The 16,809-nt window shown below is 40.0% G+C and carries 16 protein-coding genes; 10 read left to right on the top strand and 6 right to left on the bottom strand.

Features of this window, described 5'->3' with window-relative positions:
- Positions 1-19: 19 nt before the first annotated feature.
- The 3 genes from EHQ49_RS18770 to EHQ49_RS04690 are packed head-to-tail and all read right to left on the bottom strand — an operon-like array spanning position 20 to position 2,419.
- Entirely contained in the window at positions 20-1,324 is a 1,305-nt protein-coding gene (locus EHQ49_RS18770) for an LIC10707 family hydrolase (RefSeq protein ID WP_208732159.1), read from the bottom strand.
- A 41-nt stretch (positions 1,325-1,365) separates the two neighbouring features.
- Positions 1,366-1,878 carry a hypothetical protein gene (locus tag EHQ49_RS04695; protein ID WP_135576821.1) on the bottom strand — a complete coding sequence of 171 codons (513 nt, stop codon included), beginning with the start codon at positions 1,876-1,878 and terminating at the stop codon, positions 1,366-1,368.
- 1 nt (position 1,879) lies between these two features.
- A complete protein-coding gene (locus EHQ49_RS04690) occupies positions 1,880-2,419 on the bottom strand; it encodes a hypothetical protein (protein ID WP_135576820.1) in 540 nt (179 codons plus the stop codon).
- 357 nt (positions 2,420-2,776) lie between these two features.
- Between EHQ49_RS04690 and EHQ49_RS04685 the strand changes: the two genes are divergently transcribed.
- The 4 genes from EHQ49_RS04685 (at position 2,777) to EHQ49_RS04670 (ending at position 6,888) form a co-directional block, all read left to right on the top strand.
- Positions 2,777-3,265, top strand: a complete 489-nt coding sequence (locus EHQ49_RS04685) for a DUF2721 domain-containing protein (protein ID WP_135576818.1) — start codon at positions 2,777-2,779, stop codon at positions 3,263-3,265.
- Between the two features lie 591 nt (positions 3,266-3,856).
- Positions 3,857-5,167: a 3-hydroxyacyl-CoA dehydrogenase NAD-binding domain-containing protein gene (locus EHQ49_RS04680; RefSeq protein WP_135576816.1), complete on the top strand. Its 1,311-nt coding sequence runs from the start codon at positions 3,857-3,859 to the stop codon at positions 5,165-5,167.
- Positions 5,168-5,180: 13 nt separating this feature from the next.
- The gene (locus EHQ49_RS04675) at positions 5,181-6,446 is read left to right on the top strand and encodes an acetyl-CoA acetyltransferase (RefSeq protein WP_135576814.1); all 1,266 of its coding nucleotides are present in this window, start codon (positions 5,181-5,183) and stop codon (positions 6,444-6,446) included.
- 4 nt (positions 6,447-6,450) lie between these two features.
- Positions 6,451-6,888, top strand: a complete 438-nt coding sequence (locus EHQ49_RS04670; protein WP_135576813.1) for a hypothetical protein — start codon at positions 6,451-6,453, stop codon at positions 6,886-6,888.
- Positions 6,889-6,979: 91 nt separating this feature from the next.
- On the opposite strand, the gene EHQ49_RS04665 is transcribed toward EHQ49_RS04670, so the two are convergent.
- On the bottom strand, positions 6,980-8,668 hold the full coding sequence (locus tag EHQ49_RS04665) for a methyl-accepting chemotaxis protein (RefSeq protein WP_135576811.1): 1,689 nt from the start codon (positions 8,666-8,668) through the stop codon (positions 6,980-6,982).
- Positions 8,669-8,830: 162 nt separating this feature from the next.
- Here EHQ49_RS04665 and EHQ49_RS04660 point away from each other — a divergent pair, with 162 nt between their 5' ends.
- The 4 genes from EHQ49_RS04660 to EHQ49_RS04645 all read left to right on the top strand — a co-directional run bounded on the left by EHQ49_RS04660 (position 8,831) and on the right by EHQ49_RS04645 (position 14,033).
- Positions 8,831-10,666: a PP2C family protein-serine/threonine phosphatase gene (locus EHQ49_RS04660; protein ID WP_425269825.1), complete on the top strand. Its 1,836-nt coding sequence runs from the start codon at positions 8,831-8,833 to the stop codon at positions 10,664-10,666.
- Between the two features lie 82 nt (positions 10,667-10,748).
- A complete protein-coding gene (locus EHQ49_RS04655) occupies positions 10,749-12,134 on the top strand; it encodes an MFS transporter (protein ID WP_135576809.1) in 1,386 nt (461 codons plus the stop codon).
- Between the two features lie 11 nt (positions 12,135-12,145).
- Positions 12,146-13,714 carry an adenylate/guanylate cyclase domain-containing protein gene (locus EHQ49_RS04650; RefSeq protein ID WP_135576807.1) on the top strand — a complete coding sequence of 523 codons (1,569 nt, stop codon included), beginning with the start codon at positions 12,146-12,148 and terminating at the stop codon, positions 13,712-13,714.
- Between the two features lies 1 nt (position 13,715).
- Positions 13,716-14,033 (top strand): hypothetical protein, encoded by a 318-nt coding sequence (locus EHQ49_RS04645; RefSeq protein WP_135576805.1) that lies wholly within the window; start codon positions 13,716-13,718, stop codon positions 14,031-14,033.
- A gap of 8 nt (positions 14,034-14,041) precedes the next feature.
- On the opposite strand, the gene EHQ49_RS04640 is transcribed toward EHQ49_RS04645, so the two are convergent.
- Entirely contained in the window at positions 14,042-14,527 is a 486-nt protein-coding gene (locus tag EHQ49_RS04640; protein WP_135576803.1) for a DUF4468 domain-containing protein, read from the bottom strand.
- A 261-nt stretch (positions 14,528-14,788) separates the two neighbouring features.
- On the opposite strand from EHQ49_RS04640, the gene EHQ49_RS04635 reads away from it, so the two are divergent.
- The gene (locus tag EHQ49_RS04635) at positions 14,789-15,082 is read left to right on the top strand and encodes a hypothetical protein (RefSeq protein ID WP_135576801.1); all 294 of its coding nucleotides are present in this window, start codon (positions 14,789-14,791) and stop codon (positions 15,080-15,082) included.
- Between the two features lie 22 nt (positions 15,083-15,104).
- Entirely contained in the window at positions 15,105-15,806 is a 702-nt protein-coding gene (locus EHQ49_RS04630; protein ID WP_208729552.1) for a lysophospholipid acyltransferase family protein, read from the top strand.
- 107 nt (positions 15,807-15,913) lie between these two features.
- Here EHQ49_RS04630 and dapF read toward each other — a convergent pair whose 3' ends face one another.
- On the bottom strand, positions 15,914-16,759 hold the full coding sequence (gene dapF, locus EHQ49_RS04625; RefSeq protein ID WP_208732180.1) for a diaminopimelate epimerase: 846 nt from the start codon (positions 16,757-16,759) through the stop codon (positions 15,914-15,916).
- Between the last annotated feature and the right edge of the window lie 50 nt (positions 16,760-16,809).

Below are 16,809 nucleotides of genomic sequence, written 5' to 3'. Positions count from 1 at the left end.
ATCATCTTATTTAAGTTTATTATAAATGGCAAAATCCAAACCAAAAACATAGAATTAGTAATTCTAAATCTGAAATTGGTTTTGGTTCTGGTCTGTCTACCACTTCACCACCAGTATCTGTCGGTGGCGGTGGAGGAGTCGTTACAGGAGGAACAGCTGGGAGATGCCAACCCATACTTTTGATTTTGGCGGCTACCTGCTGGCCCCAAACAGAAAGCCCAATGGCATTCGGATGCACAACATCTCCCATCAAAGCATCATTCACAACCCAAGGCTCTCCCGTGAATGGACTTATAAATTTTTCCCAAATTTGTAAGTATTCGAGAGTTAATCCTTGTGCTTGGAAATACGGTCGCCTCCTAGATTGTATTTCAGGGTATTGTAACTCTTGGCGAAGCATTAAATGAGAGGGTATTGTACCTGGTGCACTAAGATTCGCAGCGAGCCAACAGAAATACGGGGCTAACACATTTTGAGGTATCGTCATTCCAAAACATTTTTTATCATCATTGATTGGATTTGTCAAAGTAGCATAGATCACCCCTCCCAACAAATCAGCCATCGACACACCATTATATTCGGTCAAAATATCTTTTAAAATATCTTGGATGGAAGCTTGCGCATTGGCGAAAGAAATTTGATCGGAAATGGATCGCCTATGAAGGATATATTGGTATTTAAAATTAAATGTTTTAAATGCAAATCCCTTATGTTCATCAGGTAACCCTAACAATGCCGACCAGCCAATAGCAGGATAATTCCCGACAATTAAAACATTTTTTCTTTTCTGGTATAAGAGAGTAATCGATCTTTCAATATTATTTAGAGTTCTGTTGATATAGGCATCTCCATTCCAAGGCAAAAGCATAATCATCAACATATTCTGCAAATAATCATTCCCTCCAATTTCAAACGCAACATTTGGTGCGATAGTATAATTAGGCCGACCAAGACATTTTTTCAAATGGTCGAACATTGCAATGGAACTATCGCCACCATGGCCAAAATTTTGAATGTTCCAACTCGGATCCGTGCCTAAATAAAAATCCAAACTGGATACTCCATAAAAAAGTCCAAGGGAAAAAGAAACCCCAGGATAATCTGCGGATTGAATCAAGGGTGCATAATACAAAGCCGGATTATACCCCAAAGGAACTGCATTGGCAAAGTCAATGCGACTATCCCCATAAAAAGTTACTCTAGTTTTAGAGTAGTAAAGTGGATTTACTGGATCAGGTGATGATTGAATTGGTGAAGAAAACATAGAGCTTGTATTGCAAGATTCAGTATCAGGTATATTTGCAAATGGTTGTGCAACCAACATTGAATTTCCAAAAAACACTATAGTTAGTATAAGAAACTTATTCAAGGTAGGGCCTCAAATGTGATCGTAGAACATTTAGTAGTAGGATATGATGATGAATTTGGTTCAATCAAAATCAAAATCATCTGATTAGCAAAAGAAGGAATAACACATGTTTGTGTACCCCCAGAAACATGGTTTGAAAATGTTCCAGAATCACAATTTACATCGGAATTCCTTGCATGAACATTCGGTTTTGAACAATTATAAACATAAAGTGTCACCCCACAATTCGGATAGTCTCCTGAAAGCGTAAATGCATATTTAAAACCATTGGAACCCGTTGTAATACGGTATTTCTGGCTGAAGGTTCCTAAAGTTACGAGACTGTTCAAAGAAAGAGGAGTGGAATAATTAGGGTTATCGCAAGCAGAATCATAAGGCCCAGAAATTCTAAATAGTGATTCAAACCAAATCACAAAAAAACCTTCCGCATTGCTCCGGCTTTTTTTCTCAGGATCTTCGCAAGAGAGAAAACTAAAAATAAGTAGAAGTAATAGAATCCATTGCTTCATATTATTTGCCTCTCCTCACTGCTTCATCAATGGCTGCTTTGCGAAGAGAAACTAACCAATGTAAATTGGTATCGATGATTTGTTTTTCTGATTCTGGTAAACTCACAAAATAGTCCTTCAAATACGAATGAGCAAAAATCCCAAGAAAAGAATTCCCTCGCAGATGAGACAATTGTATGGGAGATAGTTTGGGAATGTCTTCCAGTGCTTTTGCATAAAAGTCATTCATAAGATTTTTTTTCTCTTGATAGCGAACTTCCTGTTCGTTCAGAGAAAGAGTCCTTTGCGGCAATGACGTTCCATTCTTCCAAGCAAGAGCCTCCTCGTCCATTTCTGCAGGAGATAGAAACACATACTTGTTGAGTTCAGTGAAGTCAGCAGTGGTTTTCTGCAGCGATTCTGGGGTTAAGAGTTTTTGGGCATCCAAACCTTCTTCCATCGCAAGAGAAGCATTCAGCTCCTCCTCATTTGGAAAGTATATTGCATTCGGGTCATAAACACCAGTAAGATTATGTCCCTCTTGTCCGCCGGAACTCGGCATTCCCAATAGAAGTGGTGTGAGTTTGGCAGATATTGCTTTTTTTCGATCGGTTTTGTTGGGAATCGAATTTACACAATAAGCAAAAAGGAAACTTAAGGAAACTTAAGGAAACTTAAGGAAACAAAGACAAACATTCTTATTCTCATTTGGGTATGACAGCGGTTATTTTATAATATACGAATAAGAAAGTCAATGAAATATTTTCGTTTACCAGACGTTAAATGATACTAAAACCCCAATTGATTCATCTACCCTTTCCTATCTTTCAAAAAAATATTTTTGCAATACAGCTGTATCTTTATCCGATACGATTTCTTTTTTTCTTTAAATTCAAACGGGCCCATAGAGTATATTCCTATGTTCGAATCTTTTTCCAACTCCGAAATTCTTTCCGGTATGATCACCCCAGCCGTCCTTGTTTCTGCTTGTGCCAGTTTGATATTTTCCACAGCCAACAGGCTTGGACGAATTTTTGATCGTGTGAATCTTTTAAAATCGGAAGTGGAATTACTACTCGAAGGCAAACGAGGTTTTCAAAAAGAACGAATGGTTTACATGCGCCAACAGCTCCTCATCCAAAAAAAACGCGCCGTCCTCATCCAACGTTCCATGGCTTTTTTGTATTTGGCCACTTCTCTATTTGTGATTTCAAGCCTAACACTCGCCATCACCCTTGCTTTTGCCAAAGAGTTTTCTTGGATTCCGACCGTTGTGGCAATTACCGGCGGCGTTTGTTTGTTTTTGGCAAGTGCCCTGTTATTTTACGAAAGTAGATATAATCTAACATTCATTAACCGACAAATTGAATTTACGGAGTTTTTGGAGAGAGAAGTTCGGGAAAAATAAAATCTAAAAAATCATTACCCAAAAACAATGCCCAAGATGGAATTTTCGATTTTCCTTTTGGGCGCCTCGAATCCGTTAGTTGACAAACAGAAATTCTAAAACCGACCGCGTCATCCGCTCCAATCTTTCGCATCGCGAAAGGATTTCCGCTACTACCGCTGGCGCTGGGATTTTATTTTGAATCTTTGGCAAAGGATCTCATGTAAAGTTCATTTATGATTTGATCTTAACTCTTCGTCCCGCACCAGGGATCCGAAGGGCTTGGTCCGAAGAGGCGGCAAACCTCGAGGACGGAAGCGAAGCGAACCCCGGAGAGAGCCCGCCCGGGTGCCCCAAGCTGAAACTATGAACTTATCCGAATTAAAAATCGGGATTTTCAGAAGTGGCGTGCCAAATGACACAGGCCGTGATAAAAGGAAACCATTGGGTGGCGGGTCTAGAACCCCTCCCTCTCATCGGGCGGGGTTACTGTACCCACCGCCGCCCGCCCCCTCGACCCTCTTTTGTAACAAATCTGACAAAAAAAAACGATTTTCCTGTCACCTTGGCTTTCTAGAACGGTAAGTAAAAATTAGATTCGGAAATTCCTTCATGAGAGAAATCAAAACTGTCACGATTTTAGGTGCCAACGGAGCCATGGGTTCTGGAAGTGCGGGCGTCATTGCTGCCTTCGGTGGTGCTAAAGTCCATATGCTCGCTAGAGATGTTGAAAAAGCAAAACAGGGTATCGAAGCCGCTGTCGCATCCGTAAAAACGGATACAATCCGCGCAAGAATGATCCCCGGTTCCTACGATGCGGATCTGGAAAAAGCTGTCGCAGAGTCAGATTGGGTATTCGAACTCGTGGCGGAAAGTTACGAAGTCAAAGAACCGATCAATATTCGTATCGCGAAAGCTCGTCGTCCCGGAACCATTGTTTCCACTGTGTCCTCTGGACTTTCTATTGGTCGTTTGGCAAAAGCTTACGACGAAGATGGACAAAAACACTACTACGGAACCCATTTTTTTAACCCTCCTTATAAAATGATCCTTTGTGAACTCGTCACTCACTCTGGTAATGATAAAAAAGTGACACAAGCGTTAGGTGAATACTTGGATAAAGTACTCGGTCGCGCTGTTGTTTATACAAATGACACTCCTGCCTTCGCTGGAAACCGCATTGGATTTCAGTTAATGAACGAAGTGGCTCACTTTGCTGAGAAATATGCTGACAAAGGTGGAATCGCCCTTCTTGACGAAATCATGTCTGGTTACACTGGTCGCGCTATGGGACCACTCGCCACTGCTGACTTCGTGGGACTTGATGTTCACAAAGCCATCGTAGACAATATCTACGACAATACAAAAGACGAAGCTCACGAAACTTTCAAACTTCCTGGTTACTTCCAAAAGTTAATCGATGCCGGTAAACTTGGTATGAAATCTGGTGGTGGTCTTACTAAAGTTGTGAAACACGCTGACGGAAAACGTGAGAAGTTTGTTTATAATATCAAAACTGGTGAGTATGATCCATATCCAAAATTTGATATTCCTTTTATCAAAGAAGCCCGCCAAAAAATCAAAGAGTCTGATTACAAAGGTGCAATGGATGTAGTTAAAAAAGCATCCGGTTTCGAAGCAGACATTGCTCGTTACTTCATTTCACGTTATATCAGTTATTCGCTTTCTCTCGTGGGAGAAGTGGTTGATACAAAAGAAAACACTGATGGCGCTATGGGTTTCGGTTTTAACTGGGTTCCTGCTTCCGCGTTTGTTGATTTCCTTGGTGGACCAAAAGAAACAATTAAGTTAATGGAAACGTCTAAAGTACCAGTTCCAAAACTTTTAAAAGATGCAAAAGAAGGCAAAAAGTTCTACGAACTTGGCGACAAACTTGATGCAAGGTCTCTCTTCAAAGGTTAATTAGGAGTATCATATGAGTGAAAAAGTATTCGTATTAGGCGGAGAACAAACCGACTTCCAAAGAAACTGGACCAAAGAAGGAAAAACCTTCATGTCCATGATGCGTGAAGTTTTAGATGATGCTCTTGAAAAAGTTGGCATTAGTTATGATGAAATCAAACGATTGAACAAAGAAAACCGAGTGGCTGTTTTTGTTGGTAACTTCGATGCAGAACAGTATGCCAACCAAGGTCACTTAGGTGCTTTTTTAACAGAAGTAAACCCTGCTCTTTTCGGTGTTCCTGGTGCTCGTTACGAAGCAGCTTGTGCTTCTGGTTCCGTTGCTCTTGATGCTGCCATCACACATATCCGTGCTGAAGATTATGATCTAGCGATCGTTCTTGGTGTGGAAGTGATGAAAACTGTATCTTCTTCTGTGGGTGGTGACTTTCTTGGAACTGCTGCATATTATGATAAAGAAGCGAAGGGAGTTCAATTTCCTTTCCCTAAACTTTTCGGAAAACTAGCAGACGTGATCCTCGAGCGTTACGAACTAAAAGAAGAACGTTTTATGGATGCTCTTGCTGAAATTTCTCGTATCAATTACGCAAACGCAAAACGTAACCCAAAAGCACAAACTCGTACATGGTTCATGAACAAAGAACATGCTATGGCACGTGGTGGAGACAACAACATGGCTGTGGGTGGAAGACTTTGTATCACTGACTGTTCCCAAGTAACAGACGGTGCTGCGGTGACTCTACTTGCTTCTAAAAGTTACGCGAAAGATTACGCTAAAAAAACTGGTCGCAAATTTGATGATATCCCTCGTATCAAAGGATGGGGTCACCGAGTAGCACCAATTACTTTTGAAGCAAAAAAACAAGAATCCGTTGGGGACAAATACATCCTTCCATGGACTCGCCAAACAGTAAAAGATGCTTACAAACGTGCTGATTTAGATGTTAAAAACATTGATGTGTTCGAAACACATGACTGTTTTACTTCTTCTGAATACGCTGCCATCTCTGCTTTCGGAATCTCTGAACCAGGAAAAGAACACATCGCTATCGAAGATGGAACCATTGACTTTGGTGGTAAAAAACCAATCAATCCATCCGGTGGACTCATTGGTGTGGGTCACCCGGTTGGTGCTTCTGGGGTTCGTATGATGCTCGATCTTTACAAACAAGTAACGAACACGGCAGGTGACTACCAAGTGAAAGGAGCAAAGAATGGTCTTATGCTCAACATTGGTGGATCAGCAACGACGAACTTCGTGTTCATCTTAGGAAAGTAAGATTTTGAGTTCGCTGAATACAGAAAAATGGAATCGGATTTTGGTCCGATTCCTCCTTGCCTTTTCGTTTTGGGAAGCCGTTTCCATTCCTCTTCGAATGTTGTTTTTTTCAAAGTTTTACTTTGATCCAAACTTGAGAGGTCTCTTTATTCCCATAACAGATGTTTTTTGGCTAGGTCCTGTGTTCAGCGATTTAGTATTCACGCTTTCTTTTGGATTTCTTTATGCTTTAATGAAAGATTCTCTACCCCAAGGACTTGTGGGTGGATTTTTAGTTGGGATTTTGGTTTCCATCATTGGATTCGTATCCCCCATGTTATGGACACTGTCTTTGACAAATTTCGCTCCCCCGGTTCTCGTATGGGTTTGGGTAGCTTATTATGCAATATTTACAACGGTCACAGCAGTCATTTATTCTGTAGGTTGGAATTCAGAAGACTAAAAGTTACAAACCCATTCCATTCTCTAACTTATATGAAATCCCATCTGGATTTTGAATTCGAAAACCCAAAGTCATCTTTGGGTTTTTTATTTTAAAACTGAAATCTAAAGGCGACCGAATCTAATCGATCCGCCACTTGGGCCAAATGGGAAATGGATCCTTCAATGGCGGCTATAGTTTGTTTTTGTTCATTGGCAGCAGCTGACAGCTCTTCAACGATGGAAGAAGTATGAACCAGTTGGGTTTGGATTTTTTCTATATTTCCTAAAACATTACCCGACATGGACTCTGTTCCTTCTGTGGAACCGTGAATTTTTTCTGCACTGATTTTGGTTTCTTCTGCGTTCTTTAGAATTTTATCCATTTCTACTTGAACGGTTTCAAACTCCAATGATCCCACTTCCACTTCGCTAAGTCCTTCTTGGATATCAGTCACTGTTTGTAAAATTTTAGATGTCAACTCGGCGATAAAAGCAGAGATTTCTTTAACCGATTTGTTCGATTGTTCGGCCAATTTTCCCACTTCACCGGCAACCACAGCAAAACCTTTTCCGGCCTCTCCTGCCCTTGCCGATTCGATCGATGCATTTAAGGAAAGTAAGTTGGTTTTTTCAGAAATGGCAGCAATGGTTTCTGTAATCTTTCGAATGACCTTTGTTTTTTCACCTAAATCTTTGATCGTTTCTGAAGTTTTGATAATTTGTTTTTTGGCTTTGTTGAACTGTGCAATGGCTTTATCCGAACGTTCCTTTCCCGAAATAGAAAACTCATAGGCTTCTGTTGATTCCAACTGAACTGTATTGGACTCTGATCGTATACTACTGATTAGGTGATTTAAAGAATCCATTTGATGAAAAATACTTTCGGAACTTTCGCGAGTGATATTACTAGAATCGGCAAGAGTAAACATGGCATTCGAAAGTTCTTGAAAGGCAATGTGGATATGTTCCACAGCATGGGTCAGTCCTGCGATCTGCGACTTTACAATTTCAGCATTCCCAATGAGTTGAGAAATCATCCCTCGAAATTCTACCTGCGTTTTTCGGATCAAATTAAGAAGTTCTGAATGTTCCCCGGTCTTTTCCATATCCACATCAAACTTGAGTTTTCCATGATTCAAATTCTCTAAATATTTTTTTGCTCTTAAATACGACTGGGAATTTCTCGTGACCTTTCCAAAACCCAATACCGCCAGAAGGAAAAAAATAACAAAACCCATTCCGAAGCACAAAGGATCACTCAAAAAAGGAAAATTCGAATTCGATTTTAGAGAAAACAAAACGAGCAACAATCCACTAACAAAAGTTTGTATCAAAAAAATCGTTCGAGTGGACATTCCCTCTAAAAATCCAATTCTTTTTGGTTTCCATTTCCCAGCATTGATTTTGGTATAAAGACCTTCAGCCGCGCCAATTTGTTCTTTAGTCGCTTTAGTTCGCACAGACATATAACCCACATGTTTTCCATCTTCGTAAATGGGAGAAACATTGGCATCGACCCAATAATAATCACCGGACTTTGTCCGATTTTTGACTATACCCACCCAAGAATTTTCTACCTTGATGGTATCCCATAAATCTTGGAAGGCCAGTTTTGGCATATCGGGATGGCGGATGATATTGTGTGGTTCACCGAGGAGTTCCTCTTCCAAGTATCCACTGATACGCAAAAAATCAGCATTCACATAAGTGATGATTCCTTTTAAATCTGTTTTGGAAGTGATCTTTGTTCCTTCTGGGAACTCGATTTCTTTGTCAGTGACAGGTAGGTTCTTGCGCATAAATTCGTTATCATATGGAACCTAGAATCATCCAAGAACAAATTAGAATCCTTCCAAACCTAACCTGTGTCAGAAATTAAAGTTTCTCGCGTTACTAGTGGGCATTGGCTTGACATAGTGATTTTTTTGTCATAAGTTCTCTCGGGGCCTTGCGAACCAAGAATGGAAAAACCGATATTGGCTGGATCAGGTGGGAACGTGAAACGAGAAACTATCTTTTGGGATTTAACCCTAAAACTCGAAGCGTTTACTCATACAGTTCCCGTTCCGTTTGCTGTGTATTATGCTATCATTACACAAAAAATGGAACCTGAACACTGGCGAATTTTTATCGCCCTCTGTGTTGTGTTTGCTACTGGAATTGGTCTTCTCGGTACTTTTGCTCGCCACTTATTATTAAAATATGTTTATGCAAAAATTGAAAGAATCCCCATCCCTTTCAATGGAAATTCTTCCTTATCCAAAGAAGAAGTAGAATATGCCCGATCAGTAAAAATTCTTCTATTCCGTTATCCCTTAGTCGAAGCTATCATAATCGTAATACGTTGGTTATCTGGTGTCATTCCCATCAGCCTCTTATTTTTTCATTTAGTGGCATATATGCCTTCTGTTACTCGCTCTGCAATTTTTACTTTTGTAATGATTGCACCGATTTCTTTTGTAACGTATTATTTTATTTCTGAAAATTCCATTCGTTGTCTATTTGATCTTCCTCAAATCAAAAACATAGAACTTCAGGAAAAGGACATTCCTAAGTTTAATTATTTTGCAAGGATTCTAGTTGCCTTCTTTAGTTTGGCCGCCCTACCCTTTGTTATTTTTTCTTACATCCTTTATTCTCTCGCCATGGGTGAAATTGCGGTAAAAGACCCAATGATTCCCATTGTTACTGTTTCTTTTATTTTTATCGTTCCTCTGATTGTTTGTTCTTATGTTGTGGCTAAGTCAGTAAACGAAGGCCTTGGTGAAACCAGTAGATCCTTAGGGGAACTTGCCAAAGGAAATTTCGACGTTCTTGTCACTCCTAAATCCAGTGACGATTTCGCCAAACAAGCATTTTATCTCAATTCAGTAATTGCTAAATTGAAAGGAATGTATGAGGAAATTAAAAATCTAAATGAAGGATTAGAAGAGAAGGTAACTCTTAGAACCAACGAACTAAATCAGACCTTACAAGATATAAGTAAATTAAAAATCCAACAAGATGGAGACTACTTTCTCACCTATCAACTATTAAGCCCTCTTGCCGTTAAAGATGTAGAAAGCACACAACTAGAAGTGGATCACTTAGTAAGTCAGAAAAAAGTATTCGAATACAAAAATCGAAGGTATGACATAGGAGGGGACATCAACATCTCCCACTCTATTATTTTACAAAAAAGAAAGTTTTTGCTTTTTGCCAATGCAGATGCAATGGGTAAGTCCATGCAAGGTGCTGGTGGTGCACTCGTTTTTGGGGCGGTGTTCCAATCCCTAGTACAAAGAACCAAAACAGATCCAAGTTATGAACTAATCGACCCAGAAGACTGGCTAAAAACAAACCTTCAAGAAATGCATATGATCTTTGAGGCCTTTGACGGAACCATGCTCGTATCTCTTACCATGGGCCTTTTGGAAGAGGATACAGGGAGGTTGTTCTTTCTAAATGCAGAACATCCTCCGATTGTTTTGTACAGAAAGGAAAAGGCCGAATACTTACAAGCGGATCATTCTTCTCGAAAACTAGGTACTTTAGGAGCAACTCCCATCCAAAACATAAAGGAATTCCAACTCGAATCCGAAGATGTGCTTATCATTGGTTCCGATGGAAAGGATGATGTGTTACGTTTGGATGCAGAAGGAAAATGGGAAATCAATTCGGATGAACAGGTATTTTTGAAACTTGTTGAATCCACAAAAGGTGATTTACTCGCGATCACAAAACAAATTGAATCCTCAGGACAGGTCATTGACGATATTTCCTTAATCCGAATCCGCTATTTACCTAAAACCATTTAAGCTCCCAAACGATTTAACAAAAGTTCTAAAATTTCTCCGTCCAGAATCAAAACTCCGACCGTCCAATATTTTGAGTCCATGAATGAATCAAACTAAACTGAAACTCCCCATAAAAATGGGTTATGGACTGGCAGAAACCGGCATAACAGCCGTTCAACTCTTCACTCAAATTTACTTACTCAAATACTACACGGAAATTGTGGGACTGAATTCCAGTTTGGCAGGCATTGCTCTATCCATTTCCGTTTTTTGGGACGCTGTGAGTGATCCACTGATGGGTAGAATTTCTGACCATACGCATACAAAATGGGGGCGTAGAAGGCCCTACATTCTCCTAGGTGGGATTTTACTCTCTTTGGCCGTCTTACTCCTTTTCTCCCCACCGCCACTCGCCTCACAGCTCGGTAAGTTCGTTTACCTCTTAACCGTGTATCTTTTTGTAAATACCGCCATGACTATCATTTCGGTACCACATATTGCCCTTGGTGGTGAACTTAGTTTTGAAAGAAATGAAAGGACTTCTGTTTTTGGATGGAGACTATTCTTTAGTAATATTGGAATGCTGATTGGAATGATTGTACCTGCAGCCATATTACAATCTTTAGGTGACGAATCGACAAAGGAAAATATCATCACCTCTCGTACTTTAGCAGGTGAAATTGTATCGATGGTGATTTTGGTTTCTTCCGTGATCACATTTTTTGTAACTCGAGGAAAAGACAATACGAGAAATCATACAGAACAAAAAATTCCTTTTTTCGCCGCCTTCTCTTCCATTTTAAAAAACAAAATGTTTCTCATCCTACTCTTTGCCTTTATCATCGCAACCATAGGGAGAACATTCAACTCAGCCATTGCCCTCTACTACTATGAGTATCGATTGGGACTCAAAGAATCTATTGTGGTTATCAATATACTTTTGCCTTTTTTTCTCATCCTCATCCTTTCCATTGGATTTTGGGTTTGGATCTCCAAAAAAGTTGGTAAAAAAATCCCAGCCTTTCTCGGTGTTTTTGGTCTCGGTGTTCTTACTGTCATTGCCTATCCCCTTTTCCCCTATGGAGAGTTAAGACCTCCTCTCATTGTCGCCTTTGTAGGAGGGATCTGCGCAGGATCAATCCTCATCATGGACTCCATACTCACCGATGTCGTAGATTATGATGAATTCAAAACCGGAGAAAAACGAGAAGGATTGTACTTTGGTATTTGGAAAATGGGAGTTAAATTTTCCCAAGCATTTGGAATTGCACTCACTGGTTTTTTACTCGATGCCATTGGATTCCAAAACGGCGCACCAACCCAATCCGCAGATGTAGGATTTCGACTGGCGATGATCTTTGGCCCCGGCGTTGGATTCTTTTTTATCTTAGGATCCATCCTCTTTTTATTTTTTCCATTGAGTGATGAAAAACACATCCAAATCCAAAGAATCTTATTGAAACGAAATACAAAAACATCCAAGTTATAAGGAACACTTATATGAAACCAGGTCGTACCCTCCAATTCATTGCATTTTTATTAATTTACTTTATTGTACCTTTTTGTGCCTGTTTGTTTACGCTGTTATTTGCTAATTACACAGCATCCGCCTTTTTGCCGGATCAATTCCTAGCTTTATTCGAAGCAACACAAATCAAACAAGACTTAATATTGGCGACGTTTACATGGGCTCCCTTTCCCATCATCACTCTCATTTTGTTTTTTTATAGCCTACCGATTGCTAAATTTCTTTTTTCCACCAAAGGTTGTAACTTTATCTCGGAAGAAAGAGCAAGGCACCGAATTGTTCATTCCCCACTCACCATTAGTATATTAGGATTTATTGGTTGGGAACTCTCAAATTTTTTAAGTGTATGTCGTATCGACACCTTATTCCCCAATGCACCTCACCAAAGTATTGTTACAGTTTCCATTTTGTTTGGATTTTGGGGTCTATTTGCCTTTGCCTTTTCTTACGCCACAACTACTTATTTAAACAAACTCCTGATCATTCCTTGTGTGTTTCCTGAAGGGGGCCTCGGAAAGTATGCTCATGGAAAACAATTTTCTATTGTCACAAAACAATTTATCTTTTGGGCAGCTTCTACTCTTTTTCCAATTGTGCTTCTAATCTTTGGAATTTTACTCCGAACCAACCAAAATATTTTTAACCTTCATGAACTCGTTCATAATGATGTTCTCTTTGAAGTCATCGCCATTATGCTTGTTTTTTCCTTTGCGTTTGCGATGTCTTTTGCTTCTAGTTTACAACATCCACTCAACCAAATCGAAAAAGCAACCGAACTCATCAAAGAACAAAAGTTTGATACAAGGGTTAAAATATTTAGTTCCGACGAACTAGGACTACTTGGTGATGCCGTAAATGAAATGGCAGAAGGTCTTGCCGAAAGAGAAAGGATCAAAGACACTTTTGGTCGGATTGTTGATCCGAGAGTTCGCGACTATTTACTCTCCAACGAACATAGTCTAGGTGGAAAAGTAGTGGATGCCTCCATTTTATTTTCTGACCTGCGAGATTTTACAAAACTTTCCGAAAAAAGAAACCCAGAGGAAGTATTATATATCCTCAATCGTTACTTCCAAGAAATGAGTAATGCCATAGAAATACATGGTGGCTTTATCAACAAATTCATTGGAGATGCCATTCTTGCAGTGTTTGGCACGCCGATGCCTATGACAGACCACGCCGAACGTGCGTTTGCAACGGCCCTACAAATGCAAAAAAACCTAGACTCATTGAATGCTCAATTTTTATCAGAAGGGCTTACGGAACTAAAAATGGGAATTGGAATCCATACAGGAAGCCTACTCGTGGGAAACATCGGTTCTGCCAATCGTATGGAATTTACAGTGATTGGTGATACAGTCAACACGGCTTCGCGAGTGGAAGGACTTTGTAAAGGTCTAAAAAAAACCTTACTCCTCACTGAAAACACATCTGATCTATTACCTGAGGCAATTCGTTCAAAACTCCAGTCAGAAGGGGAATATGAATTAAAAGGAAGAGAAACCAAAGAGAGAATTTATTCCTATTCTTTGGGTGAATAAAATGGTTGAACCGGATTCCAAAATCATTCAGAATGGAAATGGAATGAAGTTTACCCTTGGCATTGTAATGTTTAGTTTTTTACTTTTTTCGTGTAACGAGATTAAGTTGGTAAACACTCAAGATATTCTGGATCTATTGGAAGGAGATGGGACTCAAGGTGGAGCTTCCCAATCAGGATCATCAGATTCTTCTTCCAGATCATCCACTAACAGTAGCAATTCGAACAATCTTAACTACCATGGAATGACGGATTCTGCAACAGGAACCAACACTTACGGTTCCACGGGTTCCACAGTGGGAAACCCGCTCGGATATTAATCTTTTCTTTATTTGATAAATTCAAAAAAATCATCCATCAGTGGCCTAAAACAAGAACGGATGGTGATCTTAGCTACCTTTTCGTTTTTTGGTCCATAATTGAGAATGATATCGTTTGGATCGCGAATGAAAGAAAAGATTTTGTTCACTTGGAAGTCAGCATGACCATCTCGGATTTTTACAATGTATTCGAATTCATGTTCATTCGCATCCACTTCCCCAATTCCATAAGGAACATAGCATTTAATAAGACCAATCCCTCTGATTTCTCCGGTTTCTTGGTTCTCTGATTCAATCTTAGAAAGTTCCGGATCCAATTTGTATTCCAACCATTGTTTTGCCTTTAGATAACTACGTGTTTTCTGGTAGGTTTTGTGGTCTCTGGAATCTTCTGTGGTTCGGTATTTAGAAGAAACAGTCCAAAGTTTCAAACACATGGAGTTCTGAAATACAAGGAAAAATATAACTAATAAGACAAGTCGTTTTGGCATCATTTCTATGCTTCCTGTTCCTCACCCGGCTCGCAAAACAAATCTTCACAAAGATGGAAAATTTTCTCTTTATTGGGGAGTACGGGGAAGGGTACGACATTTGGTGGCAACAAGGATGTGTTCTGGTTTGTTTTTTTGATCTTATGTCTCTTGGACTCGATTCTATCTCTCACTTTATTATTTTCGGAACTGCCCTCCCCCATTCTGGAGTGCCCGAATAAAAATTGGATTGAATTTGTCGGGGCATCACTTTCAATCTTGATCATGCCCGATTTTGATCGTATTGATCTTATGAATTATGCCATGTACGGAAATGATTTTGATCCCCAATGGGATGAGATCCGTGCATTTTTAAAAACGAATGTATCTGCTCAAAAAGAGTTGGAAGAGATAAAAAGAACCGTACCAAGCCCTCATTTAGGAAAAAAACGTAGAGAGAACCCACTCACAAATGATCCAAGAGAGTCCAATGGAGGCAGTGGAGTGGGCCAAGAACCAAGAAATCCAAACACTGATCCCTCTACCAAGTCTTGGTGGCAAAAAATATTAGGAGAATGAAATGGAAAACACCGTAGACCAAATCAAAAAGAATGTTGAGAACATCAAAAAGTTTGTCACTCCGTTCTTTAATTTGGCGGTAAACACAACTGTCTACGGTTACCATAACATTGTCCCCAATGGCAAACTCATCCTCACTTGTAATCATAGAAGTGATATGGATCCGTTTGTGATTGGTTCTGTGTTTCCAAGATTCATTTCTTGGATTGCCGCCGAGTATACCACTCGGATTCCCCTTTTCAAAGATTTGGTAGAAAAAACAGGAACCATTCCCATGGCCATCGATGGTAATATCTCTATGGCCAGCATCAAAAAGGTACAACAAGTCTTCAAAAATGGGGATGTGCTTGGAATTTTTCCTGAAGGCCATGACTACATGGTGCAAAACGATTTTTCTGCCCCCCTAGCCAACTTTCATTCTGGATTTGCTGCCTTTAGCCTTCGGAACAAAGTAGATATCTTACCCACTGTCATCATTCCAGACGAAGAAACGGTTACGGATTATCCGATCCCACCACTGGTTCGTGCCTTTATGGGTATGCCCAAAGAAGTTTGTGATATCAAACGTCGAGTGGTTTACAAAAAGATCAATGTAGTGTTCGGTGAAGTCATCAAATATGAGAACTATGCCCACCTACCGCTTGACAAAGGTATGGTGGAAGTTTCCAACGAAACCAAACGCAGAATGGGTGAATTACAAAAAGTCGACTATCTAAAAAAATAATCCAACCTTTTTGATTGTCATAATTGACAACTTGACTCAAATTACACTAGTTAGTTGAAAGAAAAATCGGCACATAGGCCGATTGGATTTGCCTAATTGTAATTGATCTAAATTTCTACTTCACCAGAAAATACTTCTTTGGCTGGTCCTGTCATCATCACAGATCCGTTTTCTTTCCATTCGACATGGAGAGTTCCCCCTCTAAGATCAATCTTCACAGACCGTCCCGTTTTTCCATTTAGGATAGAGGCGACAGTCACAGCACAAGCACCGGTTCCACATGCTAAAGTTTCTCCTGTTCCTCGTTCCCAAGTCCTTTGGTAAAGATGGTCTTTTCCACGAACAGATACAAATTCTACATTCACCCTTCTTGGAAATAATGGATGGTTTTCAATGAGTGGTCCAATTTCCCGAACTGGGAAAGCATCGGCATCATCCACATAAATCACACAATGTGGGTTCCCCATACTAACAGCCGTAAAATGATATTGTTTTCCTTGGACTTCAATCACTTGGTTGATGACTGGTTCGTCCCCTTTCCATACGATAGGAACAAGCGATGGTTTGAGGATAGGATCTCCCATGTCGACAGTGACCATTTCTACCTTGCCATTGTTTCCGGTTTTTAAGTCGAGGGTGAGGACTCCCTTTCCTGTTTCAATGGTTGGTTTTTGGTTTTTAGTAAGGCCGTGGTCAAAAACAAATTTTCCCACACAACGAACTCCATTCCCACACATCTCTGAAGAACTTCCATCAGAGTTGTACATGTCCATTTGGAACTCGCCCGTTTTTGAGTTACGGATAAAAATCACCCCATCACCACCGATTCCAAAATTGCGGTCGGATAGTTTTTGGATTTGTTCAGGACTCAGGCGAATATCGTTTTTAGTAGCATCGATATACACATAGTCATTTCCAATTCCTTCCATTTTGGTGAAGTTAATTTTCATCAGTCCCTCTCTTATCTCACCCCATGTTTTTTTTGCCATGGATGTTGGCAAGC

The organism is Leptospira perdikensis (genome assembly GCF_004769575.1).
GTDB classification, from domain to species: Bacteria; Spirochaetota; Leptospiria; order Leptospirales; family Leptospiraceae; genus Leptospira_A; species Leptospira_A perdikensis.
This window is presented reverse-complemented; position numbering and strand designations above follow the sequence as displayed.